Annotated in this window: 14 protein-coding genes, 1 other RNA gene and 1 pseudogene; 4 read left to right on the top strand and 12 right to left on the bottom strand. The window is 58.7% G+C overall.

The window, feature by feature from the left end; all coding sequences use genetic code 11:
• The 4 genes and pseudogenes from AB5164_RS10210 to AB5164_RS03935 all read right to left on the bottom strand — a co-directional run.
• Positions 1-137 (bottom strand): annotated as a pseudogene (locus AB5164_RS10210) (peptide chain release factor family protein); the annotation flags it as partial.
• A 170-nt stretch (positions 138-307) separates the two neighbouring features.
• A complete protein-coding gene (locus AB5164_RS03945; RefSeq protein WP_035138016.1) occupies positions 308-886 on the bottom strand; it encodes a xanthine phosphoribosyltransferase in 579 nt (192 codons plus the stop codon).
• A 157-nt stretch (positions 887-1,043) separates the two neighbouring features.
• Positions 1,044-2,348 (bottom strand): MFS transporter, encoded by a 1,305-nt coding sequence (locus AB5164_RS03940; protein WP_368142897.1) that lies wholly within the window; start codon positions 2,346-2,348, stop codon positions 1,044-1,046.
• 141 nt (positions 2,349-2,489) lie between these two features.
• Complete coding sequence (locus AB5164_RS03935) at positions 2,490-3,773, bottom strand: O-acetylhomoserine aminocarboxypropyltransferase/cysteine synthase family protein (protein ID WP_346979091.1); 1,284 nt, start codon at positions 3,771-3,773, stop codon at positions 2,490-2,492.
• A gap of 158 nt (positions 3,774-3,931) precedes the next feature.
• Between AB5164_RS03935 and AB5164_RS03930 the strand changes: the two genes are divergently transcribed.
• A complete protein-coding gene (locus tag AB5164_RS03930; RefSeq protein WP_368142896.1) occupies positions 3,932-4,450 on the top strand; it encodes a C-GCAxxG-C-C family protein in 519 nt (172 codons plus the stop codon).
• 66 nt (positions 4,451-4,516) lie between these two features.
• On the opposite strand, the gene AB5164_RS03925 is transcribed toward AB5164_RS03930, so the two are convergent.
• The 3 genes from AB5164_RS03925 to rpsA form a co-directional block, all read right to left on the bottom strand.
• Complete coding sequence (locus AB5164_RS03925) at positions 4,517-5,155, bottom strand: YigZ family protein (protein WP_368147824.1); 639 nt, start codon at positions 5,153-5,155, stop codon at positions 4,517-4,519.
• Positions 5,156-5,378: 223 nt separating this feature from the next.
• Positions 5,379-5,740: RNase P RNA component class A (gene rnpB / locus AB5164_RS03920), an RNA gene on the bottom strand.
• A gap of 327 nt (positions 5,741-6,067) precedes the next feature.
• Positions 6,068-7,234 (bottom strand): 30S ribosomal protein S1, encoded by a 1,167-nt coding sequence (rpsA, locus tag AB5164_RS03915; RefSeq protein WP_022095232.1) that lies wholly within the window; start codon positions 7,232-7,234, stop codon positions 6,068-6,070.
• Between the two features lie 315 nt (positions 7,235-7,549).
• Between rpsA and AB5164_RS03910 the strand changes: the two genes are divergently transcribed.
• Positions 7,550-8,308 carry an HAD family hydrolase gene (locus tag AB5164_RS03910; protein ID WP_346977174.1) on the top strand — a complete coding sequence of 253 codons (759 nt, stop codon included), beginning with the start codon at positions 7,550-7,552 and terminating at the stop codon, positions 8,306-8,308.
• A 92-nt stretch (positions 8,309-8,400) separates the two neighbouring features.
• Here AB5164_RS03910 and AB5164_RS03905 read toward each other — a convergent pair whose 3' ends face one another.
• On the bottom strand, positions 8,401-9,720 hold the full coding sequence (locus AB5164_RS03905; RefSeq protein WP_368143181.1) for an L-cysteine desulfidase family protein: 1,320 nt from the start codon (positions 9,718-9,720) through the stop codon (positions 8,401-8,403).
• A gap of 271 nt (positions 9,721-9,991) precedes the next feature.
• Between AB5164_RS03905 and rpiB the strand changes: the two genes are divergently transcribed.
• Positions 9,992-10,459: a ribose 5-phosphate isomerase B gene (gene rpiB, locus AB5164_RS03900; RefSeq protein ID WP_035138007.1), complete on the top strand. Its 468-nt coding sequence runs from the start codon at positions 9,992-9,994 to the stop codon at positions 10,457-10,459.
• Positions 10,460-10,610: 151 nt separating this feature from the next.
• Here the strand turns inward: rpiB and ndk are convergent, their stop codons facing one another.
• The 4 genes from ndk to AB5164_RS03880 all read right to left on the bottom strand — a co-directional run bounded on the left by ndk (position 10,611) and on the right by AB5164_RS03880 (position 14,580).
• Positions 10,611-11,015 carry a nucleoside-diphosphate kinase gene (ndk, locus tag AB5164_RS03895; protein ID WP_006234152.1) on the bottom strand — a complete coding sequence of 135 codons (405 nt, stop codon included), beginning with the start codon at positions 11,013-11,015 and terminating at the stop codon, positions 10,611-10,613.
• Between the two features lie 385 nt (positions 11,016-11,400).
• On the bottom strand, positions 11,401-12,831 hold the full coding sequence (gene argH, locus AB5164_RS03890; protein ID WP_368143182.1) for an argininosuccinate lyase: 1,431 nt from the start codon (positions 12,829-12,831) through the stop codon (positions 11,401-11,403).
• 118 nt (positions 12,832-12,949) lie between these two features.
• Positions 12,950-13,120, bottom strand: coding sequence for a hypothetical protein (locus tag AB5164_RS03885; RefSeq protein ID WP_158550218.1), 171 nt, complete (start codon positions 13,118-13,120; stop codon positions 12,950-12,952).
• Between the two features lie 233 nt (positions 13,121-13,353).
• Positions 13,354-14,580: an argininosuccinate synthase gene (locus AB5164_RS03880; RefSeq protein ID WP_035138001.1), complete on the bottom strand. Its 1,227-nt coding sequence runs from the start codon at positions 14,578-14,580 to the stop codon at positions 13,354-13,356.
• Between the two features lie 555 nt (positions 14,581-15,135).
• Between AB5164_RS03880 and AB5164_RS03875 the strand changes: the two genes are divergently transcribed.
• Complete coding sequence (locus tag AB5164_RS03875) at positions 15,136-15,963, top strand: Cof-type HAD-IIB family hydrolase (RefSeq protein ID WP_368143183.1); 828 nt, start codon at positions 15,136-15,138, stop codon at positions 15,961-15,963.
• Positions 15,964-16,458: the final 495 nt, after the last annotated feature.

Below are 16,458 nucleotides of genomic sequence, written 5' to 3'. Positions count from 1 at the left end.
AGACAGCTCGCGCGATTCTGAAACTGGCTGCGGCTCTCACGCGCCGTCACGACAATCCCCGAAGGGATATGTTTCATGCGCACCGCCGAGTCCGTCGTGTTCACGCCCTGTCCGCCCGGACCCGTCGCGCGAAACACCTGCACCTCGCAATCGCGCGCCAACTCCTCGACCGACATCTCGGCATAGCGCGCATACTCGCGCCATCCCATCTTGTTCTCATCCATATCAGCACCTCCCCTCAAACAAAAAATGTGACAAAGGGACAGTCCCTTTGTCACATCGCATACCAATCGCTTGTGTTGCGAGCCTAGGCGAAGGTGATCTCGCCGTTCTCGCAGTCCATATCGGCGATACGGGCCAGGCTCTCAACGCGGAAGCCGCGCTTGCGGAGCTTATCGCCACCGCCTTGGAAGCCCTTCTCCACCGCAATGCCAATACCAGATACCTCGGCACCCGCAGCCTCACAAATCTTGATAAGACCCTCGAGCGCGCAGCCGTTGGCCAAAAAGTCGTCGATAATCAGGACCTTGTCGCCCTCGGACAGGAAGCGCTTGCCAACGATAACCGGGTACTCCTTCTGCTTGGTAAAGGAGTAGATGGTCGTGGCATACTGCTCGCCGTCGAGGTTGATGGACTGGGCCTTCTTGGCAAAGACCACCGGCACGCCGCCAAAATGCTGGGCCGCAATGCAAGCCATGCCAATGCCCGAAGCCTCGATCGTCAGGATCTTGTTGATCTCGACACCCTCGAACAGACGGGCCCACTCGGCGCCCATATGGTCGAACAGCTCAACGTCGCACTGGTGGTTGAGGAAGGCATCAACCTTAAGGACGTTACCGGCCTTTACGATGCCGTCATGGCGAATACGATCCTCAAGCTCCTGCATGGCGCAACCCCTTCTCGCGGCAACGATACCGCGCGATTAATAAACGTTGTTCGATAGTCTACCACGGACCGACCCCCGCCCGCCCCACAAGCCGCATCGCACCACAAACCAGTCTTTTTGGGACGGCGCGAATCGTGGCAGACAGCCTCCCAACATGCTAATGGCGGGCACGCATCCTCGCCAAACGTACCATGGCGAGCGCAAAACCCACAGCGGCCACAGCCATAAGCACGTAGAACACCGAGCGAAAGCCGAATAGGAATACATCCGGACGGCCTACAACAAAACTGGTCACGGCCTCGCCCATCGCCACGCTCATCTGCCCATAGAGGATATGCGAACCCGCCGTAATACCCAGCGCCATGCCCGCATAGCGCGCCAAGCTGCCCAAGCTACCTGCAAAGCCAAGTGCCTCGCGCGGAGCCGAGCCCATGTACAGCGAGTTGTTGGGGCTCTGGAAAATCGACGTACCGCACGACATAAATGCGACGCAGCACACGATCACAGGGATAGAAGAGTGCTCGTCGAGCGTGCTTACTGCAAAGAGACCGCACACATACACGCCCAGGCCGACCGCCGTGGGACCCTCGCAGCCAACACGGTCCGAAACCGTTCCCGAAAGCGGGCCGATAAAGGCATTCACCATCGGCAGCGCCAAAAAGAGTAGTCCAGAGATGTCGGAACCAAAGCCGTGGGCGTCCTGAAAATAGAACGGCAGAATAAACTCGGATGCGCCAATGCCAACGAACACGATGAGCATGCAGGCAAGGTTGATGGTGAAGGCCGAATTTGCTAAGCAGCGACGAGCGGCCTCGGCAAGGGGCATGGGACGTTCGCCGGCCTCTGGCCTAACATGCGGCAGCGTGTAGAGTCCCACGATAAACGAGATCACGCCAATGGGCAGGTTGATGAGGAAGATGCTCTCCCAGGGAAAGCTTGCCACCAGCATGCCGCCGAGCACGGGGCCACACATCATGCCGAGGGCCACAAAGGTCGCGAGAATACCCATGGCACGGCCTCGTTCGCGCGCCGGAAACGACTCGGTGATGATACCCATGTTGTTAGCCATGGCCGCCGCGCAACCGATGCCCTGAACAATGCGTGCCAGGATAAGAACCTCAAGCGAGGCCGAAAGGCCGCACAGCAGCGAACCGACCGAAAAGACGATGACGCCCAACTGGAACACATTCACCTTGCCGCGCACGTCGCCCAGACGGCCAAACGGCAACATAGCCACGCACGTCGCAAGCAGATACACCGAGCTTACCAGCTGAATGCGATCGAGGCCCACGCCCAGCTCCTTTTGCATCACGGGCAGCGCCACGGTCACGACGGTCGAATCCAAACACACCATAAACGTCATGATGAGCACGGTAAATAGAATCGCCCATTTGTTCTTGCCATGGGTGTCGCCCTCTAGGGCAATATGCTCGCGGCGCAGCTGCTCTGCAGTTTTCACCATATCCATCCTTTCGAGTGGCGCAACGCAAAAACGGGGCCCCAATCGCCTGTAAACAGTCGCAATTGGGGTCCCGCCTACGGAATCGGAACGAAAGGCCACCGAAGCTTTCTGCCAGCATCGGCGCCTTGTGCGAACGCTAGCCTAGCACTGCTCGAGCGCCTGCTCAAGGTCGGCAATCAGATCGGCCGTGTCCTCGAGGCCGCACGACAGGCGCACCATGTCGGCGGAGATACCGCAGGCGATGAGCTCCTCATCGTTCATCTGACGGTGCGTAGCGTTAGCGGGATGCAGGCAGCAGGTGCGGGCGTCGGCCACATGCGTGGCGATCTGGGCGAGCTTGAGGCTCTTCATAAAGGTCTCGGCCGCCGCGCGACCACCGTTAAAGCCAAAGCTCACAACGCCGCAGGTACCGTTTGGCATGTACTTCTGAGCGAGGTCATAGTACTTGTCGCCCTCCAGGCCTGGATAGCTCACGAAGCGCACCTTGGGATGGCTCTGCAGGAACTTGGCAACGGCCAGGCCGTTCTCGCAATGACGCGGCATGCGCACATGCAGGCTCTCGAGCGAGCTGTTCAAGAAGAACGCCGCCTGCGGGTTCTGCATGGGGCCGAGGTCGCGCATGAGCTGCGCGGTGGCCTTGGTAATGAAGGCGCCCTCGCGACCGAACTTCTCGGCATAGGTCACGCCATGGTAGCTCTCGTCAGGCGTGGTGAGACCCGGGAACTTGTCCGCATGGGCCATCCAGTCAAACTGGCCGTGGTCGACGATCACGCCGCCCAGGTAGGCAGCATGTCCATCCATGTACTTGGTGGTGGAGTGCGTAACGATGTCGGCGCCCCACTCAAAGGGACGGCACATCACGGGCGTCGGGAAGGTGTTGTCGACCATCAGCGGCACGCCGTGGTCATGTGCGGCCTTGGCAAAGCGCTCAATATCGAGCACGGCAAGGGCGGGGTTGGCGATGGTCTCGCCAAAGACGAGCTTAGTGTTGGGTTGGAAGGCTGCCTCCAACTCCTCATCGGTGCAGTCGGGGGCAACGAACGTGCAGGTCAGCCCCATACGGCCCATGGTGTGGGCGAGCAAGTTGTACGTGCCGCCATAGATGGCAGAGCTCGCGACTACGTGATCGCCGGCACCGGCCACGTTAAAGATCGCAAGGAAATTCGCGGCCATGCCCGAGCTCGTGAGCATCGCGGCAGTGCCGCCCTCCATCTCGCAGATCTTGGCGGCAACCAGATCGCACGTGGGGTTCTGCAGACGGCTATAGAAGTAGCCCGACTCCTCCAGGTCAAAAAGCTTGCCCATGTGCTCGGACGTGTCGTACTTCCACGTGGTGGACTGGTAGATGGGCACCTGACGCGGCTCGGCATCTCCCGGGTGATAGCCGCCCTGAACACACGTCGTACCGATGGTCTGCTTGCTCATATCTAGCTCCCTTGCCTGGGTTTTAGTTTTATTCGGTTCACGATACCGCTACCCCGCACCCCTCTCAACCCATCACCAAGATAGGTTATGGGACTAATTGATCAGGGGTATTTATCTCAAGCCTTAGGCATTTGCTCGATAGATAAAATGAGGCATCCATGAAGCTCTCGATGATTACACGCACCGTCACGGGTACCATAGGCGGGTACACCGTGACCAAGGAGACAACGATGAAGCAAATCGATACGGCCCAGCTCGACACCGCCGCCTGTCAGGCTCAGGCTGCCGAGTACCACGCCCGTGGCTTTAACTGCGCCCAGGCCGTCGCCTGCACGCTCGCGCCCGCCGTCGGGCTCGACCCCCAGATCGCCTTTACCCTCACCGAGGGCTTTGGTGCCGGCATGGGCGGCATGACCGAAACCTGCGGCGCCATCTCGGGAGCCGTGGCCATCATGGGCTTTGTAATGAGCGACGGCATGGAAAACCCCAAGACCAAGGGCCAGACCTACAAGCTGTCGCGCGAAATCGCCAAGCGTTTTGACGAGAAGAACACGACGACCGTCTGCGGCACGCTCAAGGGCATCGGATCGGATAAGGGTCCGCTCCGCAGCTGCCCTGGTTGCATCGACGATGCCATCGAGATCGCCTGTGATGTGCTAAAGCAGCTTGCCGAGTAAACAGCTGCGACATAAAACGGCGGCCGGCGCGCTTGGGATCTATCCAAAGCGCGCCGGCCGCCGTCGTTAGAACTCGGCAAATTCGGGAGCGGCGACCTCGATCTCCTCGCGCCCCGCCATAAGCTCGCGCATCTTAGCGCAAAACGGCTCCTGCTCCCCCGCTTTAAACACCAAATGAATCGTCACGGCATCCGTGTAATCGGTATCCGAAACCTTGGCACCCGAATCCTGCGCCAGGCGAAGCACCTGCTCGTATTGCGGATAGGCCACATGAACATCAACGGGCACAACACTTGTCATCTCGACGATCTGTCCGGCCTCCTGAGCCGCGGCCACCGCCGCCTGCGTCGCCGCAGTGTAGGCACGCACCAAGCCACCAGGCCCCAGCAACGTTCCGCCAAAATAGCGCGTCACCACGCAGCAAACATTTTTGAGCCCTGCACCGCGCAGCACCTCGAGCGTCGGCATACCGCTCGTGCGGCTCGGCTCGCCGTCATCGCTCTGGCGCTCGCGTCCATCGACCAAAATCCACGCGGGAACATTGTGTCGAGCGTCGTAATGGCGCTTGCGAACCATCTCAATAAAGGCATTCGCCTCATCCTCGGACTCAATATGGACCAGCTGGGCAATAAACCGGCTCTTGCGGTCCACAAACTCGCCCGAAGCCTCAATATTCGATTGAAGAGTAAAATAGCTGTCCAACAAAGCCCCTCAACAACAAGCAAAGCAACAAACAGCCTCAATAATACGGCAAAGACCGTACCGATAACCCCAGTAAATAGAACGGCAACGTCAATGACCAGGCAAAGACAGCGAGACGACGTCAGCTGAGTCGATTTGGCCCGAAAGAGGAGGGAGCACGCCTTATGGCGGCGACCGACGAATGAGCGCCAAATCGGCCAGCTGACGCCGTCGCAGCGTCAACAAAGTGCTGAGTGGGCCGATAAGCCGGGTTCTGTCGTGAACGGTCATTTATCTTGTCTGCACGTTACCGTGCAGCTCCACGCACGCTACCCGAACGCGGACCGGGCCGGCCCATAGCGTTCCTATTCGCGCTTGCTCCGGATGGGGCTTGCCAAGCCGCCGTGTTACCACGACGCTGGTGGTCTCTTACACCACCGTTTCAGCTTTTCCCTTTACGCCTTGCGGCGCAGGTGGGAGTCTTCTTTTCTGCGGCGCTTTCCGTCGGATCACTCCGCCCGGCCGTTAGCCGGCATCCCGCCCTCTGGAGCCCGGACTTTCCTCACGCGTGCTGCAAGCAGCACATCGCGCGACCGTCTGGCCCACTCAGCAGTGCAAGAGTGTAGCACACCGTTGCCGCAGGCAATGGTACAACACAAGCGTTCGACACGATAAACCAAGAACCACGCCATGCAGTACAATAGGGTTGTCGATGGGCAACGTCGTCAGTCGAGACGCGACCGCGCTCCGCACCCCTCCGTCTACTCGGTGTGTTCCCGCCTCCTCCCCGAGGCGGGATGTCGGCATTTTTTCATGCACCGACAACCAAATAGCCTGTGTACAGCATGGGCAGCATCGCGTATCTCGGCACCAAATGCAAAAAGGGACCCGTCCATTACGAACGGATCCCTTAAAACAAGTGATCGTCAAACCGATTTACTCGGCGTCGGTCTCCTCGTCCTTCTTCTCGGAAGGCAGCGGGGTAACCTCGATCTCGACGCCCAGAGTCTCAGCAGCAGACTTCATGGACAGGGAGATACGACGACGGTCGAGGTCGATCTCCATGACCTTGACCTGAACCTTGTCGCCCACGTGGGTGACCTGAGAAGGCTGATCGACGTGCTTGTTGGCCATCTCGGAGATGTGCACCAGGCCCTCGATGCCCTCGCCCAGGTCGACGAAAGCGCCGAACGGGACAAGCTTGGTCACAGTGCCCTCGACGATAGCGCCGACGGGGTACTTCTTGACCAGTGCGCGCCACGGATCCTCGGTGGTCTGCTTGAGACCCAGGGAGATGCGTTCGCGGTTGAGATCGACGTCGAGAACCTCGACCTCGACCTCCTGGCCGACCTTGACAACCTCGGAAGGATGGTTGACGTGGTTCCAGGAGAGCTCGGAAATGTGGATGAGGCCGTCGATACCGCCGAGGTCGACGAAGGCGCCGAAGTCAACGATGGAGGAAACGGTGCCCTGGAGACGCATGCCAGACTTGAGCTTGGACAGGATCTCGGAGCGCTCGGCCTTACGGGACTCCTCGAGCACGACGCGACGGGAGAGGACGACGTTGTTGCGGTTGCGGTCCATCTCGATGACGCGGGCCTCGATGCGGGTGCCCATGTAGGAGGTGAGGTCCTTGACACGACGGAGGTCGACGAGGGAAGCGGGCAGGAAGCCACGCAGGCCGATGTCGAGAATCAGGCCGCCCTTGACAACCTCGATAACCTCGCCCTCGACGTTCTCGCCGGAGTTGAACTTCTCCTCAATGCGGTTCCAAGCACGCTCGTATTCGGCACGCTTCTTGGACAGGACCAGACGACCGTCCTTGTCCTCCTTCTGGAGAACCAGAGCCTCGATGGGATCACCGAGTGCAACGATGTCTGCAGGGTTAGCGTCCTTGCGGATGGACAGCTCGCGGACCGGGATAACGCCCTCGGACTTGAATCCGATGTCAACGAGCACCTCGTCATGCTCGATCTTAACGACAGTGCCGTTAACGAGATCGCCCTCATCAAAGTCGGTAATCGTACCGTCGATGAGGTTGTTCATCTCCTCCTCATTGACATCGTCAAGAGAGAAAATGGACGAGTTCTGAATCTCACTCAAAGGTGGACCCCTTTCGAACTACGGGGCCCCGATTGCTAGGACCTACAGAAGGGTGCGACAAGCACACAACGTTTAGGAACACTCGGGAGCCGACAGATACTAATGTGACGCTTATGCAATCACGTTCGTATAGGTTACGGGGAAATGAGTTCGATTTCAAGCGTGAACTGCGATTTTTTACTCGTGTGGAGACTTTTTCGTAATCTTATGAACACACGTCTCCGCAACTTGACGATAACCAGCCAGGCATTTGGCTTTGGGGTAAAGTATCCGGAGCCAACGATTCTGGAACGATTTATCGAGAAAGGTGCCCGCGTGCTCAAAGCAGTCGTTTTCGATATGGACGAAACGCTTCTTAGCATCAACCTCAACGCGTTCATCCTTCGCTATTTTAAGGATGTCTCGTCGATGCTCGCGGATATCGGTCGCCGCAGCCACGGTGGCACGATGGCACGCCTCGGCACTATCTTGGTCGACCTCAACGCCAATCGCCGAAGCGGCACGGATAATCGCACCAATCTTGAGTTCTACCAAGAAGAGGTTGAGCGCCGGTGCGGCATTTGCCTCTCGGACCCACTCATCTACGAGGCGTTTACCTACTATGACCGCGAAGTTCTTCCGTACAAGAACGACGATGTCATTAACGCCCACGCCATGCCGGGCGCACACGCCGCGCTCCAGGCCGTACAGGACGCAGGGCTGCGCTGCGCGCTCTTTACCAACCCCAGCTTTCCCCAGGGCGCCATCGAGTGCCGCATGGGTTGGGGCGACCTGGCCGACGCTCCCTTTGAGCTCGTCACGCACATGGGAAACACCACCCGCTGCAAGCCCGATGCCACCTACTATCTAGAGCAGCTTCAGGTGATGGGGCTCGAGCCGCACGAGGTCCTTATGGTTGGCAACGATCCCAAACGCGACTTCCCGTCCCCCGATTGCGGCATCCAAACCGCCTTTGTGGGCCAGGGCAAGCCCAGCCGAGCCACCTGGCGCGGAACCATGGAAGACTTCGCCCGCGACTTTAACGCCGTAATCGAGGCCTTCTACGAGCACCAAATAGCCGACGAACTATCGTAGGCGCCAGAACATCTAGCGCAGTTGCGGTGAGATAGTTCCTGTTTGCCCCTCACCCGGGTAATTTTAGGAACTATCTCACCGCAACGTAATATCTAGCAGACCTGGGTTTTGCCGATCATGATGTTGAGGATCTCGACGTCGGTGTCCTTCATGCCTACGCGGCCTACGTAGCCCATACTGGCGATTGTCTGCTCAACGGTATCTTGGATCAGGCCCTCGCCGGCGCGGAAGCCGCGACCCTGCATGGCCATATCATGGCCCAGAATCGCCGCATCGACGGCAGCCGAGATCTTGGCGGCACAGCTCGCTTTGGCGCCGTCGCACACGATGCCGCCCACGTTACCGAGCGTGTTCGAGACCGTCGCGCCAATCTGCTCGCGCGTGCCACCGCACAGCCAGGTAATCGCGGCGCCGGCGCCGCACGCGGCGCAAATAGCACCGCAAAACGCCGAGAGCGCACCAATATAGCTCTTGATATGCACGGCGATAAGATCGGACAGCATCACGGCGCGCACCAGGCGCTCGTGGTCGCAACGCAGGTACTCGGCATACTCCATGACGGGCAATGCGCAGGTAATGCCTTGATTGCCCGAGCCGCACACAATGGCGACCGGCAGCGCGCAACCGTTCATGCGGGCGTCGGACCCGGCGGCCGCACGGGCACGGGCACGGCAGGCGACGTCATCGGCACGAGCACCCAGCAGCGTACGACCCACCTCGGCGCCCCAAGCGTGCGCAAGGCCCTCGGCACTGATTACGCCATTCAGCTCAATCTGACGCTCAACGGCAGCACGGGCGTCCTCAATGTCACCGTCCTCGATAAAGTCGATGATGGACTCAATGCTCATAGGGGTATCGGCGTTATCTGCCGCACGCTCGGCCACCACGCGCTCGGCGCAGGCGGCGCACTCCCCCGCCGACTTGCCGCATACCGGAATACCATCGAGCGTATGGCACGTAACGTTGGTGTGGTGGTCGGTAATCTCGACGACCGCGGTATGGCCCCCGGCCGTCGCTGTCACCTTGATGTAGAGGTTGGGCACACCCTCGACAAGCGACACATCGCAGTAGCCGGCGTCGGCGAGAAGCTCGGCCACGCGCGCACGGTCTTTATCGTCAACGCTCTCGAGCACCTCGAGCGCGCTCTTGGCGTCGCCGCCCACGGCACCCAGCACGGCCGCCGCTTCAATACCGTGCATGCCGCCCGAGTTGGGCACGGTCACGCTCTTAACGTTCTTGATGATGTTGCCCGAGCAGGCAACGTCCATATGATCGGGTTCGCAACCGAGCGTCTGACTCGCCAGCGCCGCTGCATAGGCAACGGCAATGGGCTCGGTGCAGCCGAGTGCACAGACAAGTTCGCGGTTCAAAACATCGCAAAACGCGGCATCACGGATGGAATCGGTAGGCATAGGTATCTCCTGCTTGCATAACGGGCTGGGCTCTCAAAAAAGTTAGCTCCTTTATTTGATAACAATGCATCAAAAACCGCAACCATGGTTCCGGCAGACGGCGCTCAAGCGCAAACTGACGACATTCATTCACGAGAAGCCAGTCTTGTTGCCTGCTAAAGCGTTTGACCAAAAAACGCTCGGGCGTTTACGCAAAAGTCGCGCTATTATGCAGTCGAACGCGGTAAACACCTTTAGCATTTGCGCCGCACAGACCAGAGAGGAACCATCCATGAAGATCGGTATCGGTAACGACCACGCCGCCGTCGAGCTCAAGAACATCATTTCCGAGCACCTGAAGGAGCGCGGCTGCGAGGTCGTGAACTTTGGCACCGACACCTCCGAGAGCTTTGACTACCCTATCGCCGGCTACAAGGTGGGTAAGGCCGTTGCCAACGGCGACGTCGACCTGGGCATCCTCATCTGTGGCACCGGCGTCGGGATCAGCCTGGCTGCCAACAAGGTCGAGGGCGTACGCGCCGTTGTGTGCTCCGAGCCCTTCAGCGCCAAGCTCTCCCGCATGCACAACAATACCAACGTGCTCGCCTTTGGCGCCCGCGTCGTGGGCTCCGAACTCGCCAAGATGATTGTCGACGAGTGGCTCGACGCCGAGTTTGAGGGTGGTCGTCACGAGCGTCGCGTTAACCTCCTCAACGAGATCGATCACACGCGCGGCCTTAAGATCGTCGACGAAGCCTAAACTATTCAGTGCCACAAGCTAACAGCAGGGGCCCGCTCGGAACGCATGTCCGAGCGGGTCCCTTCATAGATTTTGAAATAAAAGGGCGCCGCGGATGGAGCTCCGCGGCGCCCAAGCCACACGCTAACAGCTTTAAGGAGTCAAAGCTGGTTTAGCCAAAGAAGCGCTTGATCTCAATCTCGGCGTTCTCCAAACAGTCGGAGCCGTGGATCACGTTGGCGTTGACATCGACGGCAAAGTCGCCGCGGATGGTACCAGGAGCGGCGTCAAGCGGATTAGTAGCGCCCATGAGGGTGCGCATCTTAGCAACAGCGGAGAGACCGGAAACGACCATCTTGACGACCGGACCGCTCGTCATAAAGTCACAGAGACCGCCAAAGAAGGGCTTGTCGGCCAGATGGGCGTAGTGCTCCTCGACGGTAGCGCGCTCGAGCGTGGTCATCTCCATGCGCTCGATGACAAGGCCGCTGCGCTCGATGCGAGCAACAATCTCGCCGATCTTGCGGTCGCGCACGGCGTCGGGCTTAATCATGATGAAGGTCTTCTCGATAGCCATAAGGTAGCCTTTCAAGTAGGTTCGCGCGTGCCCAAGTCCCATTCCGGCACCCGCCTGGACTGCATCGTAACAGAGTTTTAGCTGCAGTTAAACAAAAAGCTGTTTATTGAAACGTTGCAATTTATTGAAGCGTTCCATATGTGTCACTTCTGTTTCGAAGCTCGATTAGAGTACCATCCGACTGCCCATCAACCGCATCGAGCAGAGCAGACGGTCGGTTGCCGCCCGCGAACGTACCCCCTTCACAACCTGCCCAAAGGTCCTACAGAACTTCTCGACAAGCCCCTCCCCCATAGCAACAAAATACGGACGCCCACATCAGCAGACGCCCGTAAAGCAAAATACGATTCCTCAATAAATGGCAAAAACGGCTTCGGCCAAACCCTTACTTTATCCCGTGGCCCATCTCGACGACCTTGGTCAGCGATCCGAACACGCCCTCGTCGGCCACGAGCTGTGCCTCGGCACGCTGCAGCTGCACGGCAACGGCGGCAGGGGCGGTACCGCCCTCGGTCGTGCGTGCAGCGACAATCGACGGGATGTCGAGCGCCTCGGTAATATCGCGTTCAAAGAGCGGGCTTGCCTCCTGGAACACCTCAAACGGCAGGTCCTCAAGATTGCAGCTACGCTTCTCACACATCAGGACCAGATGGCCCACCACGGCATGTGCCTCGCGGAACGGCAGACCACGCTTAGCCAGGTAATCGGCAACATCGGTGGCGGCAAGGTGTCCCACGCCGCACTCGCGCGCCATGGCATCCTCGTTGACGGTCCAAGTCGAAATCATACCGGCCATAACCGACAGGCATTGCATGAGCGTATGGGCGGTATCGAGCGCACCCTCCTTGTCCTCCTGCAAGTCCTTGTTATAAGCAAGCGGCAGACCCTTCATGGTCACGAGCAGCTGCACCAGGTTGCCATATACACGGCCGCTCTTGCCGCGGATAAGCTCGGCAAAGTCGGGATTCTTCTTCTGCGGCATGATGGACGAACCAGTGGAGTAAGAGTCGGAAAGCGTGATAAAGCCAAATTCGGAGCTCGACCACAGCACGATCTCCTCGGAAAGACGTGACAGGTGCATGGCCATGACGGAGCCAGCATAATGCAGATCGAGCAGGAAATCGCGGTCGGAAACCGCATCGAGCGAGTTGGGAATCACGCCCGCAAAGCCAAGCTCGGCAGCCGTCATCTGACGATCGAGTGGATAGCTCGTACCGGCAAGCGCGGCAGCACCCAGCGGGCAGTTGTCGGCGGCATCAAAGGCGGCCTTCAGGCGCGTAAAGTCGCGCGCGAACATCCAGGAATACGCCAGCAGATGATGCGACAGCAGCACGGGCTGAGCGTGCTGCATGTGCGTGTAGCCCGGCAGAATCACCTTGTCGTACTTCTTGGCCGCATCCACCAGCACATGGCGCAGCTCAAGATTGGCCTCCATGAGCTCCTTGGCCAGCGCCTTGACGCCCAGGCGTGTGTCGGTCGCCACCTGGTCGTTGCGCGAACGTCCGGTATGCAAGCGCTTACCGGCCTCGCCGATGCGACGCGTCAGCTCGCTCTCGATGGACATATGAATGTCTTCGTCGTTGATGTCGAAGGTGAAGTTGCCGGCATCGATATCCTGTTCGATTCCGGTCAGGCCCTTGGCAATCGCCTGCTCGTCCTCGGCACTGATGATGCCCTGGGCCGCCAGCATTTTGGCATGCGCCTTAGAGCCGGCGATATCCTGCTTATAGAGATGTTTGTCGACCGGCAGCGACGCACCAAACTCCTGCGTGACCTCGGCCACGCCTGCCTCAAAACGACCGCCCCAAAGAGCCATGGAACCGTCCCCTTTCTCCAAATACCAAAACAAGCGCCCAAAGCAATGCGCCATATCGCTAAAGCGTTCTTTCAACCGCTAGTTTTACACATTCCCCACCGTGTGCGGAGCCATGTAGCTAATTTGCAAAGAAGTGACGCGCCATGCACTTGGCGCCCAACGTCTCCCTCCGGATGTTGCCCTGCGAACCATCGATCCAGGCCTTCAGGCTCATAGGGACGTCCTCGACCCTTGCAGCATCGAACTCGGGCGCGAGGGCAAGTAAAGCATGCGCGATAGCATTGAACATAATGGATACTCCTCATATATATAGGCGCAGTGCCGCCAAATTAATAGAAGGAGCCCCGCCGGACAACCCCGGCGGGGCTCGGACTCAGCCGCAGACGCGGCATCATATATGCGGGCGGAACGTAGGGGCCACCGATGTTAAGAAGTGTCAGCAAGCATAACGAAAGGTAGGGACCCCGTGCGCCCGTTATGTATCACGCGGATGGGCCGCGCGGATACCAAGGGAAGGAGGCGCTAGGCCTGGGCGGCAGCAGAGCTGGGGCCCTGGACCTTTGCCCACGTCTTGAGCGACAGCGTATCGATCTCGATAAAGCCGGCGCTGGCCTTCTCGTCGAACGTGGTGTCGCGGTCGTAGGTAGCCAGACCGTAGTCGTAGAGGCTGAAGGGGCTCTTGCGGCCGACGACATGGCAGTTGCCCTTAAAGAACTTCAGACGGACAGTGCCGGTCACGAACTTCTGGGTATCGGCCATAAAGGCATCGAGCGCGTTTTTGAGCGGGCTGTACCACTGGCCGTTGTACACGGCGGTGGCCCAATCCTGCTCGAGCTTGATCTTAGTCTTGAGCAGGTCGCCCTCGACGCAGATGTCCTCGAGCGCCTTGTGGGCGGTGATGAGCGTCAGGGCGCCGGGAACCTCGTAGCACTCGCGGCTCTTAAGGCCCACCAGGCGATCCTCGACCAGATCGAGACGGCCAAAGCCATTGTCGCCGGAGATCTTGTTGAGGGCGATGACGATCTCGGACAGCTTCATCTTCTTGCCGTCGACGGCGACGGGCTTGCCGGCCTCAAACTCAATCTCGGTGTAGGTCGGGGTGTCGGGCGTGTCCTCGGGATTCTTGGTCATAACCCAAGCGTCGTCGAGCGGCTCGTTCCAGGGATCCTCCAGGTGACCGCACTCGATGGCGCGACCCCACAGGTTGTCGTCGATGGAGTAGGGGTTGTCGTTGGCACCCTCGGGAACCGGCACGTTGTGAGCGTGGGCATAGGCGACCTCGTCGGGACGGCACTTCAGGTCCCACTCGCGAACCGGGGCGATGACCTTGAGCTCGGGATCGAGGGCCTTGACGGCAGCCTCAAAACGGACCTGGTCGTTACCCTTGCCGGTGCAGCCGTGGGCGACGTAGGTCGCGCCAAACTCGTGAGCGACCTCAACAAGCTTCTTGGCAAGCAGCGGACGGGAAAGAGCGGAGAGCAGCGGATACTTGTTCTCGTACATGGAGTTTGCTGCGATGGCCTTGGTCAAGAACTCATCGGAGAACTCGTCGCGCAGATCGAGCACCTGGCAATCCAGAACGCCCAGGTCGAGCGCCTTCTGCTTCTTGGCATCCAGTCCGGTCTCTTCCTGGCCCACGTTGCCGCAGACACAAACGACATCGAGATTCTTCTCGTCCTGGAGCCACTTGACACATACGGATGTATCAAGACCACCGGAATATGCGAGAACGACTTTTTCCTTGCTCATGGCTGTTTCCTTTCGCCCTTGGTAGCTAGTTAGAACATCGGTCAGTTGCAAGTCACCTTGAGGTCAAAAACCGTGCAATATCAGGTTATTCAGCAGAATGCATCACAGGCATGCCCTAGAAACATGCGGCTATGTCGTGCTTAAACCCAACGACCTCAAAATGACTCTGTTGAGGCATTGCGCCCCCATGCGGACAGAGACGATTGTTATCGTCGTCGGGAAATTGCGCGCTGGCGTCGGATGGCATTGTCTGCAGTGGTGATGATCTTTACGAACTGCATCTGCCTCTCCTTTCACGTATCGCCGGGCGCAATTCAAATATCGCAAACGGTACCTTTTCCTCGGTAAACGGCTCTTTTGCCGTCTCCGTTTTCGATGTTCGCTATATTACGATAAAGTGCACGCTGCGCAAGCGACAAATTCAAATTTCTGAAAAGTTTTTTCATTAGTTTGTGAAGCGTGGTGCAAATACGCTCCGTTCCTGCGACAATACGCTCAGTTACTGGTTGATGGTTATAACGTCTGAAACAATTTCGAAACGAAAGGCGCGCTTTTATGCAAACTTACGAATCGGACACCAATATCGGAAACATTAAGATTCTCGCCGTCGATATGGACAAGACGCTGCTCACCGACGAGCGCGTGTTGCCGCAGGGCCTTGACGAACGCCTGGACAAGCTCGCCGAAGCCGGCATCGTATTCTGCCCCGCCAGCGGACGTCCCGCCCCCAAGCTCGAAGAGATGTTCGAGGGCATCAAGAACCGCCTCGCCTTTTGTCCCGACAACGGCGCATGCGTGATCTATCGTGGCAGCTATATCTATAAGAGCATTATCGACGTGGAGCTGTACCAGCAGGTCTTGAGCCGCGCCTCGGAGGATTCTCGCGCTGTCCCCGTCCTGTGCTGCTTCGACGAGTTCTACGTGCTTGCCCGCGATCATCAATACCACGACGAGATCAGCGTCTACTACAACACAATCAACTACGTCGACAGCTTTGAGGGCATTGATTTCGAGTCCAACAAGATTTCGGTCTTCTTCCCCGGCTACGACGCCGAGCCCGCTTTCCGCGAGACCTATAGCCCCGAGTTCTCGGACAAGCTCTACGTCACCAACGCCGGGCGCGAGTGGATCGACTTTATGAACCTGGGCGTCGACAAGGGCGCCGGCGTCGCTCACCTGTGCGAGCACCTGGGCATCGATATTGCCGATGCTGCCGCCGTGGGCGACACCTATAACGACATCCCCATGCTCGAGCGCGTCGGTCACAGCTTTATCGTGGACAATGCCGAGGAGCACATGAACGCGCACGCCAAGTGGCGCATTCCGAGCAACAACGACGGGGGCGTACTGACGCTCATCGACGCCATCTTGGCGGCTCGGTAGCCTTCCCATCGGGCCTGGCCGGGCGGCACGGGTTAACTTTTCGCTCGGTCAGGTCCTGCGCAAGACGAAAGCCACATTAAGTGGCTTTCTTTGCGTGCGGAATCTACGAAAAGTTAACCCGTGCCGCCCGGCCAGGCCCTAGGTTTACTTACTCGCCGCCAAGATGGCGTCTTGAGTGTCTAGGTACTTAGCTGAAATGATTTGAGCAGAGGGGAGCTCCTTGTTGGAAGGGGTTCCCCTCTGTTTTGGGGCTTATAGGACAAAATGTGTGTCTACTTTAGGGGTATCGGCGCAGTTCGATGCCCCTTTTTCAGCCGTTTAAATTCCGTGCCCGCTTTTAACCGCTCGGACAGAATGTGTGTCCGGTTGCCTATCGTTCCCGCAGGTAGATAACCTTTTCCGGAACCGTTAAATACCCTTTCGGAAGAGGTGCCCATGAAGGCCGTTTATTGCCCCTACTGCGGCGGTCGGACCAAGCGCAACGGCAGGACCTCG

The organism is Collinsella aerofaciens (genome assembly GCF_040915425.1).
Classification (GTDB): Bacteria; Actinomycetota; Coriobacteriia; order Coriobacteriales; family Coriobacteriaceae; genus Collinsella; species Collinsella aerofaciens_BW.
The sequence above is the reverse complement of the archived record's forward strand: the minus strand, read 5'-3'. Positions and strand labels throughout refer to the sequence as shown.